General features: G+C 58.6%; 22 protein-coding genes. 13 read left to right on the forward strand and 9 right to left on the reverse strand.

The features are described from left to right. Positions 1 to 117 precede the first annotated feature (117 nt). Genes ACR3FC_RS11545 through ACR3FC_RS11570 form a run of 6 tightly spaced genes read right to left on the reverse strand, consistent with a single transcriptional unit; the run spans position 118 to position 4,087 of the window. Positions 118 to 387, reverse strand: a complete 270-nt coding sequence (locus tag ACR3FC_RS11545; protein ID WP_480474968.1) for a hypothetical protein — start codon at positions 385 to 387, stop codon at positions 118 to 120. Continuing rightward, positions 384 to 989 (reverse strand): glycerol-3-phosphate 1-O-acyltransferase PlsY, encoded by a 606-nt coding sequence (gene plsY / locus ACR3FC_RS11550; RefSeq protein WP_480474970.1) that lies wholly within the window; start codon positions 987 to 989, stop codon positions 384 to 386. Before plsY ends, ACR3FC_RS11545 begins: the two co-directional genes overlap by 4 nt. Continuing rightward, positions 989 to 2,269, reverse strand: a complete 1,281-nt coding sequence (gene pyrC, locus ACR3FC_RS11555; RefSeq protein ID WP_480474972.1) for a dihydroorotase — start codon at positions 2,267 to 2,269, stop codon at positions 989 to 991. Before pyrC ends, plsY begins: the two co-directional genes overlap by 1 nt. Next, positions 2,266 to 2,652, reverse strand: coding sequence for a hypothetical protein (locus ACR3FC_RS11560; protein ID WP_480474974.1), 387 nt, complete (start codon positions 2,650 to 2,652; stop codon positions 2,266 to 2,268). Before ACR3FC_RS11560 ends, pyrC begins: the two co-directional genes overlap by 4 nt. Further along, positions 2,637 to 3,155 carry a hypothetical protein gene (locus tag ACR3FC_RS11565; RefSeq protein ID WP_480474976.1) on the reverse strand — a complete coding sequence of 173 codons (519 nt, stop codon included), beginning with the start codon at positions 3,153 to 3,155 and terminating at the stop codon, positions 2,637 to 2,639. Before ACR3FC_RS11565 ends, ACR3FC_RS11560 begins: the two co-directional genes overlap by 16 nt. Continuing rightward, on the reverse strand, positions 3,152 to 4,087 hold the full coding sequence (locus ACR3FC_RS11570) for an aspartate carbamoyltransferase catalytic subunit (RefSeq protein WP_267366053.1): 936 nt from the start codon (positions 4,085 to 4,087) through the stop codon (positions 3,152 to 3,154). Before ACR3FC_RS11570 ends, ACR3FC_RS11565 begins: the two co-directional genes overlap by 4 nt. A 757-nt stretch (positions 4,088 to 4,844) precedes the next feature. Here ACR3FC_RS11570 and ACR3FC_RS11575 point away from each other — a divergent pair. From ACR3FC_RS11575 to ACR3FC_RS11600, 6 genes are all read left to right on the forward strand, one after another. Continuing rightward, positions 4,845 to 5,612 (forward strand): uracil-DNA glycosylase, encoded by a 768-nt coding sequence (locus tag ACR3FC_RS11575; RefSeq protein WP_480474978.1) that lies wholly within the window; start codon positions 4,845 to 4,847, stop codon positions 5,610 to 5,612. Further along, entirely contained in the window at positions 5,609 to 6,208 is a 600-nt protein-coding gene (locus tag ACR3FC_RS11580) for a metallophosphoesterase family protein (protein ID WP_480474980.1), read from the forward strand. The genes ACR3FC_RS11575 and ACR3FC_RS11580 overlap by 4 nt, the downstream gene beginning before the upstream one ends. Then, a complete protein-coding gene (locus ACR3FC_RS11585) occupies positions 6,205 to 6,825 on the forward strand; it encodes a LysE family translocator (RefSeq protein ID WP_480474982.1) in 621 nt (206 codons plus the stop codon). Before ACR3FC_RS11580 ends, ACR3FC_RS11585 begins: the two co-directional genes overlap by 4 nt. A gap of 6 nt (positions 6,826 to 6,831) precedes the next feature. Beyond that, complete coding sequence (gene moaB / locus ACR3FC_RS11590) at positions 6,832 to 7,374, forward strand: molybdenum cofactor biosynthesis protein B (protein ID WP_209506621.1); 543 nt, start codon at positions 6,832 to 6,834, stop codon at positions 7,372 to 7,374. A gap of 106 nt (positions 7,375 to 7,480) precedes the next feature. Continuing rightward, positions 7,481 to 8,929 carry an efflux RND transporter periplasmic adaptor subunit gene (locus tag ACR3FC_RS11595; RefSeq protein ID WP_480474984.1) on the forward strand — a complete coding sequence of 483 codons (1,449 nt, stop codon included), beginning with the start codon at positions 7,481 to 7,483 and terminating at the stop codon, positions 8,927 to 8,929. A gap of 5 nt (positions 8,930 to 8,934) precedes the next feature. After that, positions 8,935 to 12,336 carry an efflux RND transporter permease subunit gene (locus tag ACR3FC_RS11600; protein ID WP_480474986.1) on the forward strand — a complete coding sequence of 1,134 codons (3,402 nt, stop codon included), beginning with the start codon at positions 8,935 to 8,937 and terminating at the stop codon, positions 12,334 to 12,336. Here the strand turns inward: ACR3FC_RS11600 and ACR3FC_RS11605 are convergent. Together ACR3FC_RS11605 and ACR3FC_RS11610 are read right to left on the reverse strand one after the other, a co-directional pair. After that, positions 12,333 to 12,752, reverse strand: coding sequence for an NUDIX hydrolase (locus ACR3FC_RS11605; RefSeq protein ID WP_480474988.1), 420 nt, complete (start codon positions 12,750 to 12,752; stop codon positions 12,333 to 12,335). The two genes, ACR3FC_RS11600 and ACR3FC_RS11605, sit on opposite strands and share 4 nt — an antisense overlap. A gap of 4 nt (positions 12,753 to 12,756) precedes the next feature. Continuing rightward, positions 12,757 to 13,557: a protein-disulfide reductase DsbD domain-containing protein gene (locus ACR3FC_RS11610; protein WP_480474990.1), complete on the reverse strand. Its 801-nt coding sequence runs from the start codon at positions 13,555 to 13,557 to the stop codon at positions 12,757 to 12,759. Between the two features lie 157 nt (positions 13,558 to 13,714). On the opposite strand from ACR3FC_RS11610, the gene ACR3FC_RS11615 reads away from it, so the two are divergent. After that, entirely contained in the window at positions 13,715 to 14,269 is a 555-nt protein-coding gene (locus ACR3FC_RS11615; protein WP_480474992.1) for a YqgE/AlgH family protein, read from the forward strand. On the opposite strand, the gene ACR3FC_RS11620 is transcribed toward ACR3FC_RS11615, so the two are convergent. After that, positions 14,270 to 15,220 carry an L-threonylcarbamoyladenylate synthase gene (locus ACR3FC_RS11620; RefSeq protein ID WP_480474994.1) on the reverse strand — a complete coding sequence of 317 codons (951 nt, stop codon included), beginning with the start codon at positions 15,218 to 15,220 and terminating at the stop codon, positions 14,270 to 14,272. Between the two features lie 138 nt (positions 15,221 to 15,358). Between ACR3FC_RS11620 and ACR3FC_RS11625 the strand changes: the two genes are divergently transcribed. The 6 genes from ACR3FC_RS11625 to ACR3FC_RS11650 all read left to right on the forward strand — a co-directional run bounded on the left by ACR3FC_RS11625 (position 15,359) and on the right by ACR3FC_RS11650 (position 21,213). Further along, positions 15,359 to 17,062: an acyl-CoA dehydrogenase gene (locus ACR3FC_RS11625; protein ID WP_480474997.1), complete on the forward strand. Its 1,704-nt coding sequence runs from the start codon at positions 15,359 to 15,361 to the stop codon at positions 17,060 to 17,062. Then, positions 17,062 to 18,108: an MBL fold metallo-hydrolase gene (locus ACR3FC_RS11630; protein WP_480474999.1), complete on the forward strand. Its 1,047-nt coding sequence runs from the start codon at positions 17,062 to 17,064 to the stop codon at positions 18,106 to 18,108. Before ACR3FC_RS11625 ends, ACR3FC_RS11630 begins: the two co-directional genes overlap by 1 nt. Before the next feature lie 4 nt (positions 18,109 to 18,112). Further along, positions 18,113 to 18,565 carry a DUF6173 family protein gene (locus ACR3FC_RS11635; protein ID WP_480475001.1) on the forward strand — a complete coding sequence of 151 codons (453 nt, stop codon included), beginning with the start codon at positions 18,113 to 18,115 and terminating at the stop codon, positions 18,563 to 18,565. Positions 18,566 to 18,597: 32 nt separating this feature from the next. Then, positions 18,598 to 20,463, forward strand: coding sequence for a glycerophosphodiester phosphodiesterase (locus ACR3FC_RS11640; RefSeq protein WP_480475003.1), 1,866 nt, complete (start codon positions 18,598 to 18,600; stop codon positions 20,461 to 20,463). Further along, entirely contained in the window at positions 20,450 to 20,989 is a 540-nt protein-coding gene (locus ACR3FC_RS11645) for a hypothetical protein (RefSeq protein WP_480475005.1), read from the forward strand. Before ACR3FC_RS11640 ends, ACR3FC_RS11645 begins: the two co-directional genes overlap by 14 nt. 89 nt (positions 20,990 to 21,078) lie before the next feature. Beyond that, complete coding sequence (locus ACR3FC_RS11650) at positions 21,079 to 21,213, forward strand: aa3-type cytochrome c oxidase subunit IV (protein WP_267364539.1); 135 nt, start codon at positions 21,079 to 21,081, stop codon at positions 21,211 to 21,213. The last annotated feature ends 12 nt before the right edge of the window (positions 21,214 to 21,225 follow it).

Genomic DNA, 21,225 nt, shown 5'->3' on the forward strand with positions numbered 1-21,225 from the left:
GTGGCCCGTAATTGACCGTCACGATAGCGATTTGGGAAGCGGGCTGATCACGTTCAAAACAATGAATTGTGATTGTGCGCAGGTGATAGAGCCACTGTTCTTTTTTGCCGAGCCGCCTCAGGTATCCGGCGTTAGGTTCAGGACAAATGCGATGACTTTGTGTGCGGGCATTTCACAGGGTCGAAGCAACGCGCCGCTGCCCTGGGTCTGATACAGGTTCAGGCTGATATAGTCGGTTCCGCCTAGCTCGTGCGCGATCAGCTTGTGGGATTTACCACGCGCCATTTGTTGACGCACAACAACATAGCGTCGACCGCCGGAGGTTCCGGTGAAACTGCCCAACGGCAGTGCAAAAAGGGCAGACAGAAACGCGTCTGACGCGGTCACGGTTTTCCGATTCTGGGTTCCGTTCCGGCCTTGATCCGCGCAACGTTCGAGCTGTGCCGCCAGTAGACAAGAAGTGTCAGAATTATCCCAAGGATAAATGTAGTCCCGTTTGTCAGCAACAACACCCAGGTTGTGGAAAGCGCAGCGGCTGCCAGTGCACCAACCGAGGATATCCGCCAGATTGCCGCCGCGACCAGCCAGGTGAGGCAGCAGGCAACACCAACGCGCCAATCCAGTGCTAGCCAAAGCCCCAGAAAGGTCGCCACGCCCTTGCCACCCTTGAAGCTCAGCCAAACCGGAAAGCAATGGCCCAGAAACGCCAAAAGTGCAGCAACCTGGGCCGCATCTTCACCCGCATAGGCACGTGCAATCAGAACGGCCGCCGCGCCTTTACCAGCGTCAAACAGCAAGGTCAGCGCCGCAGCGGCCTTGTTGCCGGTGCGCAGGACATTTGTCGCCCCGATATTGCCGGACCCGATCTCGCGCAGATTTCCCAATCCCATGATCTTGGCCAGCAACAAGCCGAAGGGAATGGAGCCCATCAGGTATCCAACCACCGCCCATTGGAGCAGTTCGCTAGTCGAGTTGTCGATTGGGGGCATCAGGGTCTCCGGAACACTTCATTACCTGCTACATAGGTCGAAATGACCTTACCTTGCATCCGCTGGCCGTCAAATGGAGTGTTCTGAGATTTTGATTTTAGTGCAAACCGATCAAGCACAAAAGGCACATCCGGGTCGAACAGAACCAGATCGGCTGGCGCGCCTTTCGACAGGCGACCGCTGTCCAACCCAAGCCGCTTGGCCGGGTTAAGGGCCATGGCCCGAAACAGCGTCGGCAGATCCAGCTGGCCCGCGTGATACAGGCGCAAGGCCGCGGGCAGAAGCGTTTCCAGTGCGACCGCACCCGAGGCCGCTTCTTCAAACGGCAGGCGCTTGCTTTCTTCGTCCTGAGGGGTGTGCATCGAGCTGATGATATCGATCAGCCCGGTGCGAACGGCTTCGATAACCGCTTGCCTGTCGTTTTCTGATCGCAGCGGCGGCTTGACCTTGAAGAAGGTGCGATAGTCGGCCACGTCAAGCTCGTTCAACGTCAAGTGGTGGATCGACGTCCCTGCGGTTATGTCCAGCCCATTGTGCTTGGCGCGCTCCAGTGCAGGCAGCGCCCGGGCCGTGGTGATCTGGTCGGCGTGATAGGCGGCGCCGGTCATCTCCAACAGGGCAATGTCGCGGTCCAGCCCCATCCGCTCTGCCATCGGTGACACTGCGGGTAGGCCGCGCAATGCGGCGAACTTTCCGCTGGTCGCCGCGGCCCCGGCGCTCAGCCCCGGCTCTTGCGGGTGGGCTATCACAAGCGCGCCACAGGACTTCGCATAGGTCAGGGCGCGGTAAAACACCTTGGTATTGGTGATGACGTGATCACAATCGGTGAAGGCGATCGCGCCCGCGTCCAACAAAAACCCGATTTCGGTCATCTCGCGCCCTTCGCGCCCTTTGGTCAGGGCAGCCATCGGCAGAACATTGACCGGCGCATCGGCCTGCGCCCGACGTGTCGCGAATTCCAGCGTTTCCGGTGTGTCGACTGCTGGCATAGTATCTGGTCGGGTGACAATCGTCGTGACACCGCCAGCCGCGGCAGCAAGTCCTGCTGACCGATAGCTTTCCTTATGACGTTCACCGGGTTCACAGACCTTGACGCCAATATCGATGATGCCAGGGGCGAGGCACTTGCCGTTGCAATCTACGATATGCCCCTCCGTACTCGGAGCAATTCCTTCGCCTCGGGCGGTAATCCGGCCATCGTTCACCTGCAACCAGCCAGTTGACTCTGCTCCCGCTTCGGGGTCGATCAGGCGTGCGTTGGTGAAAAGAACGGTATTCATGGAACAGCCCTTTCGATGGCGGCCTTCGTGGCGGCGGGATCGGCCTGATACTTGATCAGGTGTTTGTCTCCGCCCTTGGTAACGACTTGCACGAAACTGCCCATGGTTTTGACCGCCTCGATCTGATTCAGCGCAACTTTTCGCTCGCCGGGACCGGTCAACAAAGTGTCGGTCATCTTCCAGTTTGCGGCCAGTTCTTCCGATGCCAGATACCACGCGCGGATGCCGATAGCGGCGAGGCCAGCAGGTGCTCCGGTCCAGACATAAGGGTTGCCGGTCAACCACAACACAGCCATTGCACCGGCCATGGCAGCGGCCGCAAGCCACGCATTGGTGCGGATATACGCGCCCTTGTCCGGGGCAAAGACTACAGGATCAGCCATAGAATCCCTCCGGTGATCAAAAGTACTACCAATGCCATAACAGCCGAGCCTATGCGGAGCGGTTTGTTGTCAACCGGCGCGGTTTGCGGGGCCGAGAAAGGTCTGGCGCTTTCGGTTTCGATCGTTCCGCCGGTCCAATTGGTTGCCTCTTCCGTGTAAAGGCCCGTCAGGTGCAGCCGGGGATCGGGCTCAAGTGTCATGGTCTGGTCTTTGAACGCTGCGCTGCGCAGGACCATGACCCATCCGCCGATCTGCGCCAGCGCGGCACGGTCCAACTGATCCTCGGACACGCCACACCCTTCGTACAGATAGCCGTAAAGCCCAAGTTCCTCGAGGTCGGACACCGGAAAGACGTCGATCTGCTCGGGGTCCAGCCCGTCGACGCCAAGCACCTGATCGGCGGCACCCGGTTCGCGCAGGAACTTTGCCTCTTCTGGGCGCATGTCCAGCGTGAACAGGCGCAGGACGCCGCGTTCATGGGGGGCGACCTTCAGATTGTTCATGCAACCTCGCGCAGGTTGCGGGCCAGAAGGTCCATGGCGGCCATGCGGACAGCGACCCCCATCTCCACCTGCTCCTGTATAACGGATCGATTGATGTCATCAGCCAGGGTTCCGTCGATCTCAACCCCGCGGTTCATTGGGCCGGGGTGCATGACAATGGCATCGGGTTTGGCCAGCGCCAGTTTTTCCGCATTCAGGCCGTACCGGTGGTAGTACTCGCGTTCTGACGGGATGAAGCCCCCATCCATTCGTTCTTTCTGAAGGCGCAGCATCATGACCACATCGACGTCTTTGAGGCCTTCGTTCATGTCGTCATATACCTCGGCCCCGAACTCGGCGAATTGCGACGGCACGAGTGTGGGCGGGCCGATCAGACGAATGCGGTTTTCCATCTTGCCCAGCAGGATCAGGTTCGAGCGTGCAACACGGGAGTGCGCGACATCGCCGCAAATGGCGATGTTCAGACGGTGCAGGCGACCTTTTGCGCGGCGGATCGTCAGCGCGTCCAGTAGCGCTTGTGTCGGATGTTCATGCCGCCCGTCGCCTGCGTTCAGAACAGCACAGTTGACCTTTTGCGCCAGCAAATCGACCGCGCCTGAATGCGGGTGACGCACCACCAAAAGGTCGGGATGCATCGCGTTCAGAGTCAGCGCAGTGTCGATCAACGTCTCGCCCTTTTTGATCGAACTGGCCTGCATCGCCATGTTCATCACGTCCGCGCCCAGACGCTTGCCAGCCAGTTCGAAGCTTGCCTGCGTTCGGGTTGAGTTTTCAAAGAACATGTTGATCTGGGTCAGCCCCGACAGCACGTCCGAATGTTTGGTCGACTGGCGGTTCATGTCGACATAGGTTTCGGCCAGGTCGAGAATTTCGGTGATATCGGATTGCGACAGATGCTCGATGCCAAGAAGGTGACGATGGGCGAAACGCATGGGCGGGCTCCTGTCTGACAATCGGGCCGCTTATAGAAAGCCACGCGGTGCAAAGCAACCTAAGGATCAGAACCCTCTGGCAGTTTTTCGCAGCCGCCTTCGGGCAGACATTGTTCACCCGGTTTGCACCATTTGCCGTATCCGCAGTCGATGGCTTTGATCGGCACGCAACCCTGATGGTCCGAGCATTTGAATCCCGGACGGCACTGCGAGCCTGTTTCTTCGCACAGGAACCATCCCGGACGGGAACACCCCCCACCCGGCAGACAGAATGAGCCTCGCGCACAAGTTCGGCCATCCTTGCATATCGTAGGAGGGGCTGTACCCGGATCTGGTGTGATCCGTTCACATTCGCCGCGCCCATTGCAAAAACTGTCACCGGGGCAATCCAGACGCGATGTGCATTTGTTCGCGCCTGCGGGTGCACAACGCGCTCCTCCCGCCACGCAGCGTTCAAACGGGCCGCAGCTGCGCCCGCCACCGCAATAGGTACCTCCCAGCGGTATGCAGTGCCCATCAAAGCTGCATCTTTGACCACCTGAACAACAGGTGGTGCCGCATTTGAACTGGCCCGCACGGCATTGGCCCTGTGCGTCGTGGAACGTCGCCAATACCGGATTGCCGGTAAGCACCAGCCCAAGCCCGATCAGGAGGATTCGCAAGGTTCTGAGCATCGTGCCCTGATGGTCGGCGCGACAGAGCGACCAATCAAGCCCAATTCGCTTTCCATCAGCCCTCAGGCGGGTAAATTATCCATATGGAATCGGGCTTGGACTATTACTCTGCACGGGCCTTGCTGGAATGGCAGGTCGAACTGGGCGTGACCGAGGCAATCGGGGACGCTCCGGTTGATCGATATTCGGTGCCGGACACGTCACCAAAGCCCAAGAAGGCAGAGGTTGCGGCAGCCATCCCGTCAAAGCCCGGACAGGCCGACCCGGTAACGGTTGCGCAAGCAGCAGCCAAGGGGGCGGGGTCACTGGATCAGCTGCGCGGTGCAATGGAAGCTTTTGATCACTGCGAGCTGAAGCGCGGGGCACGGCAGTTGGTTTTTGCTGATGGAACGCCCGGTGCGCGGGTGATGATCATTGGTGAGGCGCCGGGCCGCGACGAAGACCGCGAGGGCAAGCCCTTTGTCGGGCGCGCGGGCCAGTTGCTGGATCGCATGTTGGCCGCGATTGATCTGGATCGCAGGCAGAACGTCTATATCACAAATGTGCTGCCGTGGCGGCCCCCACAGAACCGTGACCCAAAGCCCGAAGAAATAGGGATGATGAAGCCCTTTCTGGAACGTCACGTGGCGCTGGCCCGGCCCGAGGTTCTGGTGGTAATGGGCAATATCAGCTGTCAGGCTGTTCTGGGGAAACGCGGGATTACCCGATTGCGCGGCCAGTGGGATCAGGCGATGGACATGCCTGTGATCCCGATGTTTCATCCAGCTTATTTGCTGCGCCAGCCGCAAATGAAGCGGCAGGCTTGGGCTGATCTGCTGGAGTTGAAAGCCCGGCTGCGAGGTGAGTCATGAAGGTCTTGGCGTTTTCCGATCTTCATATGGCGCGCAACCGCGCCGCTGATCTGGTAGCCGCCAGCGCTGATGCCGACTTGGTCATCGGCGCAGGGGACTATTGCAACATGCGGCAGGGTCTGGATGAGGCGATGCAAATGCTTTCGGGCGTTTCAGCGCCGCTGGTCCTGATACCCGGGAATGCCGAAAGCGCAGAGGATCTGGGCAAAGCGGTGCCCGAGGGTGTGCATGTTCTGCACGGAACGGGAATGACAGTGGATGGATTGCGCCTGTTCGGGCTTGGCTACGGTGTTCCACCCACACCGTTTGGTGATTGGTCCTGCGATCTTACCGAAGGTGAGGCCGCCGAACTGCTGGCGCGCTGCGGCGGAGCAGATATCCTGATTTCGCACTCGCCGCCCAAGGGTCATGGGGATGTGACCTCGCAAGGCATGGCTGTGGGCTCGATCGCTGTTCGGAACGCGATCGAGCGGATACAGCCCCGTTTCACGTTTTGCGGCCATATTCACGACAGCTGGGGATATCGCGGCTCGATCGGCCGCACCCGGATCGCCAACCTTGGTCCCAAGGTAAACTGGTTCGAGGTCGCCTTATGATTGAGTTGGTAACGCTGCTTGCCTTCATTCCCGCCGCGCTGGCGCTGAACCTGACACCGGGCGCGGATATGATGTTCTGTTTCGGTCAGGGCCTGCGATCAGGTCCGCGCGCCGCAATTGCCGCAAGTGCCGGGATATCCGCGGGTGGAATGATACAGGTCCTTCTGGCTGGGCTGGGCCTTGGCGCGGCGGTTGCGACCTTGCCATGGCTGTTTGATGTCATTCGCTGGGTTGGTGTTGCATACCTGCTGTACTTGGCCTGGGGTGCCGTTCGAAATGGCGCAGTGTCAGCCGAGGCACCCGTCAAACCGACCCGGTTGTCTTTTCGGGACGGGATGCTTGTCAATCTGACGAACCCCAAGGTTATTCTGTTCGTTCTTGCCTTTATCCCGCAGTTTGTAGACCCGTCGCGGGGATCGGTCCTGGTGCAGTTTTTGATTTTCGGTGCAATCATAGGCATCGGCGGGTTCGTGGTGAACGGGCTGGTTGGTGTATTCGCCGGAAGCGCGGGGCGTCATCTGGTCTCGAATCCGCGCGCTTCACGTATTCTGGGCTGGATTACAGGGGGCATTTTTTCGGCCCTTGCGGTCCGGCTTGCCATCCTGGAAAGGGCCTGACACCACATGTCGCGCATTGACGAAACCATGGAGTTCATCCCGGTTAAGATCGCCGTACTGACTGTCTCGGATACCAGATCGCTGGAAGAGGACCGCTCGGGTCAGACATTGGTGGACCGGATCGAAAAGGCGGGCCATGTCGTCGCGGATCGGAGAATAATTCGGGACGAGCGCAAACAGATCGTAGATCAGTTGCGCGCGTGGGTGGCGGATGAACAGATCGACGTCGTGATTTCGACCGGCGGTACGGGTCTGACCGGGCGCGATGTCACCGTCGAGGCGCATCGCGATGTCTATGAAAAAGAGATCGAAGCCTTTGGCACCGTCTTCACGATCATCTCGATGGAGAAGATTGGAACTTCCGCGGTGCAATCGCGGGCGACGGGGGGTGTTGCCGGGGGGACATATCTGTTCGCCTTGCCCGGCAGCCCGGGGGCCTGCAAGGATGCGTGGGACGGTATTTTGGAAAAACAGTTCGATTATCGCCATCGCCCGTGCAATTTTGTGGAAATAATGCCCAGATTGGACGAACATCTGCGACGGAAGTAGACTGGTCATACGTTCCATTCCGTATAACCGCCTTGTGGCTTGGCATATTTCCTGATCCAGCTACATGTTGTGGACGGCAGCGTGGTGCAACCGGGGTAACTGATCGATGCGATTTCTGCGGCATAGTCTTGTCGGTATTTTTCTGGCGTTTCTGGCGCTGGCTTTGTTGTTCGTTGCTGCACAGATGATCGTTGGGGCCGTTCAGGAGGCTTTGACGCGTGAGGGCGCGACACCGCCAGCACGAGAAAGGGTCTTTGCTGTTGCAGTTCGGCCTGCCGAGGCGGAAACCGTAACCCCATATCTTGAAGCTTTCGGAGAGGTTCAAAGCCGCCGCAGGCTGGAGCTGCGCGCGGCGCTCGGCGGTCGCGTTGTCGCGCTGGCCGAAGATTTTGAAGATGGTGGAATTGTTGAGGCTGGCGAAGTGCTGGTCGAACTGGATCCGGCAGATGCACAATCCGCGCTGGATCGGGCCAAGTCTGATCTCTTGGACGCTCAGTTTGAAGAGCGCGATGCAGAACGCTCGTTGCTGCTGGCGCAGGACGAGCTGAAATCGGCTGAGGCTCAGGCGGAACTGCGGGAAAGGGCGTTGCAACGTCAACGCGATCTGGAATCTCGGGGCGTGGGGGCCGCCGCTAGCGTGGAAGAGGCCGAACTGGCTGCCGCAGCGGCGCAACAGGCCGTACTGGCGCGGCGTATTGCGCTGGCACAGGCTGAATCCCGTGTGGATCAGGCATCAACCCTGTTGGCCCGCGCCATGATAGCACTGGAAGCTGCGGAGCGCGATCTGGGCGACATGACAATCCGGGCGGGCTTTGGCGGCACTTTAACGGATGTTACGCTTGTGGAAGGGCGGCTGGTATCTGCAAATGAAAAGCTTGCTGAACTGGTTGATCCCAACGACTTAGAGGTGGCGTTTCGGGTGTCGACCGCGCAATATGTGCGGCTTCTGGATGGCGGCGATCGTCTGATCAATGCGCCGGTCACCATATCTCTTGAAGTCACAGGGACCGATCTGACCGCAATTGGCCAGATTAGCCGCGATAGCGGGTCTGCCGGTGAAGGCCAGACCGGGCGGTTGATCTATGCCCGCCTGCAAGAGGCATCGGGGTTTAAACCTGGAGATTTCGTTACGGTTTCAGTTCAGGAACAGCCCCTTGCCGGAGTTTACCGACTGCCGTCTTCGGTCCTTGATGCATCCGGAACAGTTCTGGTTCTTGGCCCTGATGACCGATTGGAAAGTCTGCCGGTTCAGCTCATCCGCCGCCAGGGGGATGAAGTTCTGCTGCGGGGCGACGGGTTGGAAGGGCGTGAGGTCGTCGTCGGACGAACCCCCCTGCTTGGGTCGGGCGTGCGTGTTCGGCCCCTGCGGCTTGAGGCGGGTGCAGACCCCGGAATGGTCGAGCTGACGGACGAGAAACGCGCCGAACTTGTAGCTCAAGTCGAGGCGAACAGTGCGATGCCACCGAAGGAAAAGACGAAGGTTCTAACCCGGCTGCGCGAAGCTCGAGTGCCGACATCTTTGGTGCGCAGTATTGAAACCAGGGCTGGGGGATAAACGCCATGATGCGCGAGATACCTGGCGCGGCGGGTGGCCTTCTCAGTTATTTCACGCGGCATCGGACAGTTGCCAACCTGCTGTTGCTTGTCATGCTGGTTCTTGGCGCGGCGGCAATCCCGAACATGCGTGCACAGTTCTTTCCGGACGTCATTCTGGAACGCGTCGATGTATCCGTAACCTGGGATGGTGCCGGGCCCGAGGACATGGACGCCGGGATAGTGCAGTTGCTGGAACCTGCGCTGCTGGCCGTCGAAGGGGTGACCAGTACCGAGGCTTCCTCGCATCCGGGCTGGACCCGTATCAGGCTGGAATTCGAACCCAACTGGGATGTGTCCCGCGCTGTTGAGGAAGTCCGGACCGCCGTAGACGCTGTCACAGATCTGCCGGAAGACGCTGAGGAGCCCAAGATTCAACGTGGTGCGTGGCGTGATCGGGTGACGGATGTGGTGATCACGGGGCCGACCGATACTGCTCAGCTGGCTAAGCTGACGGATGAGCTTATCAATCGTTTATTCGCATCAGGTGTGACCCGCACGACAATCCGGGGTATTGCCGCACCGCGCATCGTTGTCGAGGTCACCACCGCTCAGTTAATCGCAAACGATATAACGATGGCCGAAATCGCGGCAGCGATAGGTGCCGAAGTCAATACGGACCCCGCTGGCAATGTCGAAGGCGCGGGTGCTCGTGTCCGGGCGGGAACTGAGAAACGCACGCCGGAACAGATCGAAGGCATCGCGCTGCGGACGAACGAAGATGGGTCGAAACTGAAGGTTGGTGACATTGCCAGAATTTGGGTAGAAGGCGTCACCCGCGACCGCAGCTATTATGTGGGCGACAATCCCGCCATGTCGATCAGAGTGGACCGGTCGAACCTGGGCGATGCGATAGGTATTCAGCACACGGTCGAGGACGTTGCCCGCGAGATGCAGGCCAGCCTGCCTGAAGGTGTGAAAATTGATCTGATCCGCACCCGGGCGCAAGCAATTACCGACCGGTTGAACATCCTCGTGGATAACGGGCTGATGGGGCTGGGGCTTGTTGTCATCTTGTTGTTCCTATTTCTCAATGCGCGCATTGCGTTTTGGGTTGCTGCGGGCATTCCGGTGGCGATGTCGGCGGCGATTGCACTGATGTATCTGGGCGGTCTGTCGCTGAACATGGTTTCACTGTTTGGTCTGATCATTACGTTGGGGATCGTTGTAGATGATGCCATTGTCGTGGGGGAGCACGCTGATTTTCGCTCCCGCCGATTGGGCGAGACACCAGTGGAAGCCGCAGAGCGCGCCGCGCGTCGAATGGCAATGCCGGTTCTGGCCGCCACGGTAACGACGGTGATTGCGTTTTTCGGCCTGACCTTGGTTGGAGGACGTTTCGGAGAGCTGATCCGCGATATCCCTTTCACGGTGATCGCAGTTCTGGTTGCATCGCTGGTGGAATGCTTCCTGATCCTGCCCAATCACATGGCGCATGCAATTGCGCATTCGGCCAAGGAACACTGGTACGATCTGCCGAACCGCGTCGTCAATCGTGGCTTTCGTTGGGTTCGGGATCACTTGTTCCGCCCGCTTATCGCCTGGGTGATCTGGGCGCGTTATGTGGTGGCCGCGCTGATGATCGCCATCCTGGCCAGTCAGGTCGCATTGTTCATTCGTGGCGACGTGAACTGGCGGTTCTTCAACGCACCTGAACGCAGTTCGGTCAGCGGCGGGTTTATTATGCGCGAAGGGTCGACCCGGTCAGATACACTTGAGATGATGCGCATTCTACAGGATGCAACCAACGAACTGGGCCGGATCTACGAAGAGCGTCATGGCCGAAATCCAATTGACTATGTCCTGGCTGAAGTTGGTGGCAATGCCGGGCGTGCGCTTGCTGCGGCTGACGGCAAGGGCGGCAGAGTGTTAGGGGGTATTTCGATTGAATTGATCGACGCCGATCTGCGCCCATATTCGAGTTTTGAGTTTGTGGGCGAGCTACAGGATTTCGTACCGCGTCACCCCAAGGTCGAAGTGATCAGCTTCCGCGGTTGGCGGTCCGGCCCCGGCGGCGATGCAATCGATGTGCAATTTTATGGCTCAGACGTAAATGTCCTGAAAGCCGCATCTGAAGATCTGCAAACTGCGCTGTCGAAGTTTCCTGAAGTTTCGGCGCTTGAGGACACTTTGGCATATGACAAGGAAGAGTTTCTTCTTGACCTGACGGCACAGGGTCAGGCGCTGGGCTTTCGGATCGAAACGCTGGGGCGGGCTTTGCGCAACCGTTTGAACGGGATTGAGGCCGCAACCTTCCCCGACGGGCCGCGCAGCGCCGAGATCCGTGTCGAACTGCCCGAAGGTGAACTGACAGCAGATTTTCTGGAACGAACTCTGATGCGTTCTCCTGATGGGGTCTATGTACCGCTGGCTGATATCGTTTCGGTCGAGCGCAAGTCCGGGTTTTCGACGGTCCGGCGTGAAAACGGCCTGAGGGTGGTTTCGGTAACAGGCGATATTTCGGAAGACGATCCGGCACGGGCCGCCGAAATTGAACGCGTGATGCAGGACGAGATCCTTCCCAATATCGCGGCCGAAAAGCAGGTTGAGTGGCGCATGTCGGGTCTGAGCGAACAGGAAAACGAATTCCTGTCCGAGGCCCGCAACGGTCTGATCCTTTGTCTGACCGGTATTTATCTTGTACTGGCCTGGGTTTTTGCCAGCTGGACACGACCCCTTGTGGTTATGGCGATTATTCCCTTTGGCCTGGTTGGGGCGATTTGGGGCCACTACATCTGGGAGGTGCCGCTGAGCATGTTCACGGTTGTCGGGCTGCTGGGCATGACAGGGATCATCATCAACGATTCGATCGTTTTGGTGACCACGATCGACGCATACCAGCAGGATCGCGGGTTGATTCCGTCTATTCTGGATGGCACGGCAGACAGGTTGCGCCCCGTGATGCTGACCACGCTGACGACGGTTCTTGGCCTTGCGCCCTTACTATATGAAGGCTCTCAACAGGCGCAATTCTTGAAACCGACTGTAATCACACTGGTCTACGGGCTTGGTTTCGGAATGTTGCTGGTGTTGGTTCTTGTACCTGCCTTGCTGGGAATTCTTAATGACGTGGCACGTCCGATGACAGCCATGCGCCGTGCTGCACGGGCCCCTGACAAGGTTGTTCGTGGCGCGTTGGCCGGAACCGGCGTGATACTTGGGATCTGGTTTGCCTTGACGATGATCTGGCCCGCTGTCAACGGTGCACCGCTTGCCATGCTACAAAGCCTTTATCCCGGTGATGATGGCATTGCCGCATTGAAAATGGGGCTGGGCGCGTTTGTTGCCGGCGCTGTACCGATTGTGATTCTAAGCATTGCTGCCTCAGGTATACTCTATGGTCGCCTCACGAAATCGGCAGGTACTTAAACCGCAAGCAAGGCATATTCCAAAAGCTCAATGACCCGCGCGCTCATGGGCAGGTTGCCCTGGCGTATCTGATCGATGGGAAACCACCGGGCATCAAGTGCGTCGTCACCGGCCCTCGGCGTGCCCGAGCGATACTGACATGCGACCCCGACCAGCAGGTAATGGGACACGACCAGCCCATCTGGGGTTCGGCGCAGAAGGTCCAGATTGTTCAGATAATGTGACGGTTGCGCGATCACCGAGGTTTCTTCCAGCAATTCGCGTTGCGCCGCTTCCAATACGGTTTCACCCCATTCGACATGGCCACCGGGAAACCCCCACAGCCCGGCGTCGGGCTGCTTGCTGCGCTGAACCAGAAGAACCTGATCCTGGTGCAGAACAACGGCCAGGGCACCGATTTTTGGCGATTGGGTCATGAATTCAGCCTGCGCTGCAACCCTGAATATCAACTGCGTGATTGGCGCCCAGAACTGTAATCCGGATTTCAGACCGATCCAGCGCAAAGGGTGTACCCGATGCATTGATAATCTCGGCCTCGGCCACCAACGTATCGCCCTGCCGTTGTGCAACCGGCTGCGAAGCCCAGAGGGTGGGATTGCCGGGTTCGATCACAGCAACTTCATGACCACCTGCCGATGGCATGGTCACTCGTGCTTCGATACGCATACCATCTTTCGTTGGCGTCAGACGACACGTGGCACTGGACACGCGAGCTTCCTGCGCGGAATAGGGACGTTGCGCCAGTGCCGCGGCAATCGCGGGATGGCGCCCGGCATTGGCGTCGAGCGTGTGGTCAAAGCCCAGACGTTCCGGAATACAAACGTCTTTGCAGACGCCCAGATCCATTTCGCCCTGCAATCGGACCGGCTTGGCAGGGTTGCGCGGCGTAATCTCAATAGGAAGGACCAGTTGGTTCTTGTAACCGATCGACTGCAACCCGTTTTGATCGAAGACATCGGGGGCAGGCCATGTGATCTCAACACGCCCGACATTGCTTGAGCGTTTCCAGTTGATTTCCGGCGGGATGCCAGCATCTCCGGGCGCACGCCAGTAGGTTTTCCAACCATCCTCAAGCGTCACCTTCAAGGCGGTAAGATAAGTGCCGTTTGCAGTCCGTCCGCCATCCAGAACATCCAGCTGAACCACGCCGTCCAGACCCTGAGCGGCAACCGGGGCGGCCAGATGCAGGCAAGCGAGTGCGGCGACAGCAGTGTGTTTCATCGACATCTTCATCCCTCTTAAATGCGCGGCGTTGGCCCGGATTCCAAGTCACGTTCTGTTCACTGGGATGAAATCCGCCAAAATACCTGTTGTTCTCTTGCCAATAGACATGCTGCGGGGCCATTGTTGAGGTGTTCTGAGAAAGAGATGGCGGCCCATGGACCTGACCGGAAAACTGTTGATTGCGATGCCCGGTATGGGGGATCCGCGATTCGACCATTCGGTGGTGTATGTGTGCAGCCACGGCGACGATGGAGCCATGGGTTTGATTGTGAACAAGCCCTCGGACCTGCGGATAAAGACCTTGCTGGGTCAACTGAACATCGCCTGCCGTATTCCGATTGTCGGAGAGCGCCTTGTGCATTTCGGTGGGCCGGTCGAGATGTCGCGCGGCTTTGTCCTTCACAGCGCCGATTACGAGGCCAACCTGCATTCAATGCAGATTTCTGAGGACTTCAGCATGACGGCGACACTTGATGTGCTCGAGGATTTGGCATCAGGCAGCGGGCCGCTGAACTCGATGCTGGCGCTGGGTTATTCCGGCTGGGGGCCCGGTCAGCTTGAGGATGAAATTGCCATGAACGGTTGGCTGACCACTGACGCGACACCCAAGCTTGTTTTCGATGTGCCCGATGATGCGAAATGGGAGGCAGCGTTGGCTACTTTGGGCGTGGACCCGCTGACCCTTTCTGCCAGCGCAGGGCGGGCCTGATCAGCTGTCGCGAGGTGCTGCAGCGCGCCGCAGCCGGTCATTGATTGCCGCCCCCAATGCCGTGCCTGGGATCGGAGAAACGGCAATCGGTCGCCCGGTTTCGTTCAGTTGATGCAGAAACGCAAACAGATTTGCCGCCGCTTCGGTCAGGTCGCCAATGGCGGACAAGTTCAGGTCGCACTCAACCTGTCCAAATCCCAGCAACACCTCATCACCCTGACGGGTTTCGGCATTCAAACGGACCGGAGCATCCGGCGCATAATGCGATTGCAACTGGCCGGGGGCGGTCAGAAGGTCACCGGATTGATGCAGATGTAGGTGTGTTTTTAGCGTCTCTTCGATTTGCTCCAGCGCGATGCCACCTGGACGCAAAAGCGCGGGTTCCCCAGCCAGACCGATGATGGTGGATTCAAGCCCGACACCGCACGGCCCGTCATCCAGAACAGCCGCGATCTTGCCGCCAAGACCTGACCAGACATGACTTGCCTTGGTCGGACTGATCTGACCCGACGGGTTTGCAGACGGCGCAGCAACCGGGCCATCAAATTCGGCCAGCAGCGCGTGCGCTGTCGGATGTGCCGGAACGCGCACGGCCAACGTATCCAAACCTGCCGTCACCAGCGATGAAATCCCGTGCCCTTCGCGCAAGGGCAAAACCAAGGTAAGCGGACCGGGCCAAAAGGCCTGCGCCAGATGCTCGGCCTGATCTGACCATTGCACATACCGTTGCGCCGCGGCGACCGAAGCGACATGTGCGATCAGCGGATTGAAACTGGGCCGCCCCTTGGCCTCGTAGATCGACGCCACCGCCTGCCCGTTGCGTGCATCGCCGCCCAGGCCATAGACGGTCTCGGTCGGGAAGGCGACCAGAAGGCCCTGTCGCAACATATCTGCAGCCCGCGCGATACCGCCGGGATCCGCCGTCAATTCCTGAGTGCCGGTTGAGATCATAACTGGTGACGCCGCGTTTTGGTTGCTTGAAACATAGGGGACAGTAGGTAATTGATCCAAGCTCATACGCTTACCGGCGCTTGCCCACAATTCCAAGCCTGCCGATATGTTCTGAATTGTTAGCCTTCGAGAGTGATCATGCCCTATCGCACCCCAATTTCAGATTACCAGTTCCTGCTGGACCATGTGGTCGGGTTCGACCAGGTCGCTGCGACGGATAAATTTGCTGATGCCAGCGGGGATGTGGTCAGTGCGATCCTGACCGAAGCTGGAAAAATGTGCGAAGAGGTGATGGCCCCTCTACAGCGCCCCGGTGATCTGGAACCTGCACGACTTGAAAATGGCGTGCTGCGAACTTCTCCGGGATATGCAGACGGTTGGAAGGCAATTGCCGAAGGTGGCTGGATCGGGATCAGTGGCAATCCTGAATACGGGGGGATGGGGCTGCCTATGACCATCACCACGGCGGTCAACGAGATGATGAGTGCTGCTTGCCTGTCGCTTCAACTTGCGCCGCTTATGTCTCAGGGCCAGATTGAGGCGTTGGAGCATCACGCCAGCGACGAATTGAAAGCGCTGTATCTGCCTAAGATGATGACGGGGGAATGGTCGGGCACCATGAACCTGACCGAAGCTCAGGCCGGATCGGATGTTGGCGCGCTGTCTGCGAAGGCTGAGCCGAACGGTGACGGGACATATTCGATCACCGGTCAAAAGATATTCATCTCGTGGGGCGATACCGATTTTACCGAGAATGTCTGCCATCTGGTACTGGCTCGCCTTCCCGATGGAGTGCCCGGCACCAAAGGGATTTCATTGTTCCTTGTCCCTAAATTCCTGCCTGACGCAAATGGTGACCCGGGCGCGGCCAATGATCTAAAAGTGGTTTCGCTGGAACACAAGATGGGTTTGCACGGATCGCCCACCTGCGTGATGCAATATGACAGAGCCAAAGGCTGGCTGGTGGGTGCCGAACATGGCGGTATGGCTGCCATGTTTACCATGATGAACAATGCGCGTCTTGGTGTTGGCGGACAGGGCGTGGGCGTGGCCGAAGGTGCATACCAGCACGCGTTGGCCTATGCCCTGGAACGGAAACAAGGCAAAACGCCGTCCGGGACGATCATCGATCATGCGGATGTGCGCCGCATGCTTTTGGATATGCGTGCTGATGTTTATGCCGCGCGCGCGATCCTGTTGGCTAATGCGGTCGCGATCGATATGGCAGAGGCCACTGGTGACGCCGATTGGGCTGCGCGGGCCGCGCTGTTGACGCCGATCAGCAAGGCGTTTGGTACTCAGACCGGGATGCGTGTGGCTGAAACCGGGGTCCAGGTGCATGGTGGCATGGGATATATTGAGGAAACCGGCGCGGCACAGTTCTATCGCGATGCGCGTGTCACCGCGATCTACGAGGGCACCAACGGTATTCAGGCGATGGACCTTGTTGCGCGGAAGATGATGGACGGGGGCGAGGCTGCTTCGAACTTGCTGGATGAGATCGAAGACCAGGCCGAACGCGCCCGTGCAATGCTGCCTGATCTGGCGGGTCCGGTCTGGGAAGCCACCGAAACACTGCGCGAGGCGACAGAGTGGCTGGTCGCACAGGACGATTTGAATAACCGCTTTGCAGGCGCAGTTGCTTATTTGCAGGCTTTTGCCCGGGTGCTGGGCGGGCATTATCACCTGACCGCAGCCCTTGCCGACCCAGAGGGACCGCGGGCGAAACTGGCGCGATATTATATCAACGCCCTGTTGCCCGAACATTCGGGCCTTTTGGCGCGGGCGCAGAACGGGGCGGATGACCTTTTCGCGCTGAGCACGGACGAGTTTGCAGCCTGATGGATGGGGATCACGTCTTGGGGATCAGATATCCGTGGGCTGAACCGCCCGCGCAGGGCGCAGCCACCGAGATTGCCCAAGGTGTTCTCTGGATGCGCCTGCCCCTGCCGATGGCGCTGGACCATGTAAACATCTACGCTCTGGACGATGGCGACAGCTGGACCGTGATCGATACGGGGCTGTCCTCGAACAAGACGCGGCGCATCTTGGAAGCGTTGATGGCCGGGCCACTTGCAGGCAAGCCGATCAGGAGGGTGGTGGTGACTCACCATCATCCCGACCATGTTGGCAATGCCGGATGGTTTCAGACGGAACACGGCGCCGAGCTGGTGACAAGCCGCACCTCGTGGCTGTTTGCGCGGATGCTGACGCTGGATGTGCAGGAAACCTGGCCGCAAGAAACGCTGGAATTCTATCGCAGCGCGGGGATGGCATCCGAAGTTCTGAACAAACGGATGGCGGACCGGCCCTTTAATTTTGCCGACACGGTCTATCCCATGCCGCTGGGTTTTACCGGGATCAAGCAGGGTGACGTGATCCGTATGGGTGGACGTGACTGGGACGTTCATATGGGCAATGGCCATGCGCCGGAACACGCCACCTTCTGGAGCCGCGATGACAATCTGGTACTCAGCGGTGATCAGATCCTCAGTTCAATCAGTCCCAATCTGGGTGTCTATGCGACCGAACCCATGGCAGATCCGGTGTCAGGATGGATGGAGGCCTGTGAGAGGCTTCAGGTACTCGCCCGTCCCGATCATCTGGTTTTAGGCGGGCACAAATTGCCCTTCACCGGTCTGCCGTTGCGCATGAAGCAGTTGATTGACAACCACCATGGCGCGCTGGAACGGTTGCTGGATCATCTGGATCAGCCCAAATCTGCCGCTGACTGCTTTATGCCGCTGTTCAAACGTACAATCCAAGAGGGTGAGTATGGCCTTGCGCTGGTTGAGGCGGTTGCACATGTAAATCACCTCTACCACATTGGTGCAGTAACCCGGACGCAACGCGCGGATGGGGCATGGCTGTATCAGCGCAAAGGGTAGACGAATGCAGGACCAGATCGAAACCTCGGCCGAGGCCGCAGAAGCCGCAGCGTTGCCAAGATGTTACGAGGTGCACGCCGATCCGAAAGCCGAATCCGGAACCAAAAAACTGCCAGAGACGCTGAAAAAACCGGTGGCCAGCAAAAGCCCCGCACAATGGGCCTACGAGCGGCTAATCCTGTATATCCAGAATTTCGAACAGACATTGGACGGCGATCATGAGGTCGCCATGGGTTTCACTGGCGGCGATGCAGGCGTGATGCGGATCGAGGGGATGGGTTATTTCGACCCCGACATGATAACCTTTTACGGGTCCGACGGGACCGGAGCCCGCACGCAACTGGTGCAACATGTCAGCCAGTTGAACGTGATGTTGCGTGCGCTTCCCAAATCGGTTGAAGACAAGCCAGCCAACCGCATCGGGTTCCGCCTGGCTGCGGACCTGAAAGACAGCTGACTTGCAATTCACGTTTGCGCGCCTTTGAATGAATGTATCAGTTCGGAGGCGACCGCGTGAACAGATATTTCCATGCCGTAACACATGCCTACGCGGGGGCTTGGGCCCGGCGTCGGGTTTTTGTGCCAATTTATATCGCTGTGCGATTACTGCTTGTTGCGCTGATTGCGCCAGGGGTGGCACTGACGGTCAATCTGGCAGTCTCTCTGTCTGACCAGACGGCCTTGACGGATCAGGACATTGCCATGTTCCTGCTGTCTCCGGTCGGGTTTATCTCGTCTGTTGTAGTTCTGAGCCTGTTTCTGCTGGCCGAGGTCTTTGTGTTCTCGGTCATGGCCGGGTCGCTGCGTATGGGCGAACAAGATCCCTGGCGCGCTGGCAGTGCGGCGCTCGCGTTGATCCTGTCCCGTTTCCCGGCGTTGTTCGGATTTGCCGTGCGTTTCATCCTGCGTGTCCTGTTGCTTGCCCTGCCATTCGTGGCTGTCGCTGGCCTGATCGCTTGGTGGACGCTGACTGAATATGACATCAACTATTACCTGACCTTCCGCCCCCCCGCCTTCAAGGTGGCGGTTCTTCTGATCGGAGTGGTTGTTCTTGTACTGGCGTGGCTTTTGATCCGTCGCCTGTCCGCCTGGGCGCTGGCCCTGCATTTGGTCCTTTTCGAACGAACTGCGCCCCGAACGGCGTTTGCCCAAAGTGCGCAGAAGATGGAAGGCAGGCGCGGGCGGTTGAAGATCGAACTTGCCCTTTGGCTGGGGATGCGCCTTGTCATCGCCGCTTTGATTGCCGCAGTGGCCAGCCTTTTGTTTACTTTCGTACCCGTGCAGGACGGCAGCAACCTCAAGCTGGCCCTGACCTTCAGTTTTGTCGTCGCAGGGCTGTGGTCATTGGCGGGGCTGGTTCTGGCGGCAACGGCGCTGGGCGCGTTGGCCGTCTTGTTGGACGGGTTTTTCGATATTGATGCAAAAAAGATCGCCCACCCAGAACCCCGGAAAATTCGGGCGCCTGTATTTGTGACAGTGGGCGCATCCCTTGCCGCGTTGGTTATTGGCCTTTGGTCAGGTCAAAGTCTGCTGGAACGTGTGCAGGCCCCGGATCATGCCGAGGTCATTGGCCACCGGGGTGCAGCGGCCTTGCGGCCGGAAAACACGATGGCCTCGGTTCTGAAAGCCATCGAGGACGGCGCGGATTGGGTTGAAATCGACGTTCAGGAATCTGCGGATGATGTGATCATCGTGGCCCATGACAGCGATTTCATGAAGCTGGCGGGTGTTAACCTGAAGGTCTGGGATGCAACGATGGCGGATGTGGCAGATATCGACATCGGCAGCTGGTTTGATCCGGAATACGCCTCGGAACGAACGCCAACTCTGCGTGATGTGCTGGAGGCGGCCAAAGGCAAGTCCAGGGTTCTTATCGAACTGAAATACTATGGCCATGATATTGATCTGGAAAACCGGGTGATCAATCTGGTGGAAGAGTTGGAGATGCAGGACGAGGTCGCCACCATGTCGTTGAAATATCCGGCCGTCCAAAAGATGAAGAAACTGCGCCCGGACTGGCGTTCGGGTGTATTGGCTGCCACAGCCATTGGTGATCTGTCGGGGTTGGAGGGCGAGTTTGTCGCCATCAATGCTGGGATGGCAACGCCGGGCCTGATCCGAAAGGTTCACGATGCCGGTAAGGATATCTATGTCTGGACCGTGAACGATCCGCTGCAAATGTCCAAAATGGCGTCTATGGGTGTTGATGGTCTGATCACCGACCGCCCGGCCATGGCCAATGAGGTTCTGCGCGTGCGTGCCGAAATGGGACCAGCAGAGCGGCTGATGTTGTGGTTGGCCACGACTTTCGGATTGCAGGTCGACACCAAGGCGATGCGCGATGAAAGCCCTTAATCTTTCGCTGCTGTTGCTCGTTATTCCGCACGCCGCCTTGGCACAGGACTTGATGCGCCGGTTCGAAATGCCTGCCCATCGCGCCTTGATGGACCAGAGCGAAAGCGCCGAGCTGCAACCATTCGAAACAGACGGGTGTTCGGGTGGATTGTCTGCAAGCTGGCGCTGGGTGGCAAAGCAGTTCCCGCAGGTTGGCGAGCTTTTTGAAGAACATCCGCCTTGGGAAAACTGTTGTGTGATCCACGACCGGGCATATCACAATGCCGACGGCGCGGATTCGGCCGAGGAAAGCTATGACGCGCGTTTGGCGGCGGATGATGCCCTGCATGCCTGTGTTGCGGCGCATGGAGATCTGTATGCCGACGAATACGCGGATCGCTATGATATGGAACCTGACCAGATCCGCACCATTCACGCGATCACCGCGGATGCCATGTATGGGGCGGTTCGTTTCGGTGGCGGGCCGTGCAGCGGCCTGCCCTGGCGATGGGGGTTCGGTTATCCCGGATGCTCGGTCCTCAAGTAAGCGCGCCCTGCGCGCGAATGACGTGGTGACAGGCGTTTTGTTTTCCATTATCCAACAAGTCAAACACGCGAATTGGGATTCTGAGACTCATGGCTGAATACAAGCACGGCGAAATGAACATCGATGTTCAAACCAAAACTTTCAACGGTTTCATCAAAGCCACCACCTGGTGTGTGGTTGCAATCGCCTTGTTGTGCCTGTTCCTGGCAGTTTTCGCCTCGTAAGCAACTCGGGGG

The organism is Ruegeria sp. AF3 (assembly GCF_056536285.1).

Bases quoted from the DNA above. Each gene is read 5' to 3' on its own strand.
- ACR3FC_RS11635 (WP_480475001.1), top strand. From the start codon at position 18,113: ATGCAGGACCAGATCGAAACCTCGGCCGAGGCCGCAGAAGCCGCAGCG.
- ACR3FC_RS11620 (WP_480474994.1), bottom strand. From the start codon at position 15,220: ATGATCTCAACCGGCACTCAGGAATTGACGGCGGATCCCGGCGGTATC.
- ACR3FC_RS11580 (WP_480474980.1), top strand. From the start codon at position 5,609: ATGAAGGTCTTGGCGTTTTCCGATCTTCATATGGCGCGCAACCGCGCC.
- ACR3FC_RS11610 (WP_480474990.1), bottom strand. From the start codon at position 13,557: ATGAAACACACTGCTGTCGCCGCACTCGCTTGCCTGCATCTGGCCGCC.
- ACR3FC_RS11650 (WP_267364539.1), top strand. From the start codon at position 21,079: ATGGCTGAATACAAGCACGGCGAAATGAACATCGATGTTCAAACCAAA.
- pyrC (WP_480474972.1), bottom strand. From the start codon at position 2,269: ATGAATACCGTTCTTTTCACCAACGCACGCCTGATCGACCCCGAAGCG.
- ACR3FC_RS11645 (WP_480475005.1), top strand. From the start codon at position 20,450: ATGAAAGCCCTTAATCTTTCGCTGCTGTTGCTCGTTATTCCGCACGCC.
- moaB (WP_209506621.1), top strand. From the start codon at position 6,832: ATGTCGCGCATTGACGAAACCATGGAGTTCATCCCGGTTAAGATCGCC.
- ACR3FC_RS11575 (WP_480474978.1), top strand. From the start codon at position 4,845: ATGGAATCGGGCTTGGACTATTACTCTGCACGGGCCTTGCTGGAATGG.
- ACR3FC_RS11560 (WP_480474974.1), bottom strand. From the start codon at position 2,652: ATGGCTGATCCTGTAGTCTTTGCCCCGGACAAGGGCGCGTATATCCGC.
- ACR3FC_RS11570 (WP_267366053.1), bottom strand. From the start codon at position 4,087: ATGCGTTTCGCCCATCGTCACCTTCTTGGCATCGAGCATCTGTCGCAA.
- ACR3FC_RS11605 (WP_480474988.1), bottom strand. From the start codon at position 12,752: ATGACCCAATCGCCAAAAATCGGTGCCCTGGCCGTTGTTCTGCACCAG.
- ACR3FC_RS11615 (WP_480474992.1), top strand. From the start codon at position 13,715: ATGGACCTGACCGGAAAACTGTTGATTGCGATGCCCGGTATGGGGGAT.
- ACR3FC_RS11640 (WP_480475003.1), top strand. From the start codon at position 18,598: ATGTATCAGTTCGGAGGCGACCGCGTGAACAGATATTTCCATGCCGTA.
- ACR3FC_RS11595 (WP_480474984.1), top strand. From the start codon at position 7,481: ATGCGATTTCTGCGGCATAGTCTTGTCGGTATTTTTCTGGCGTTTCTG.
- ACR3FC_RS11565 (WP_480474976.1), bottom strand. From the start codon at position 3,155: ATGAACAATCTGAAGGTCGCCCCCCATGAACGCGGCGTCCTGCGCCTG.
- ACR3FC_RS11600 (WP_480474986.1), top strand. From the start codon at position 8,935: ATGATGCGCGAGATACCTGGCGCGGCGGGTGGCCTTCTCAGTTATTTC.
- ACR3FC_RS11630 (WP_480474999.1), top strand. From the start codon at position 17,062: ATGGATGGGGATCACGTCTTGGGGATCAGATATCCGTGGGCTGAACCG.
- ACR3FC_RS11585 (WP_480474982.1), top strand. From the start codon at position 6,205: ATGATTGAGTTGGTAACGCTGCTTGCCTTCATTCCCGCCGCGCTGGCG.
- ACR3FC_RS11625 (WP_480474997.1), top strand. From the start codon at position 15,359: ATGCCCTATCGCACCCCAATTTCAGATTACCAGTTCCTGCTGGACCAT.
- plsY (WP_480474970.1), bottom strand. From the start codon at position 989: ATGCCCCCAATCGACAACTCGACTAGCGAACTGCTCCAATGGGCGGTG.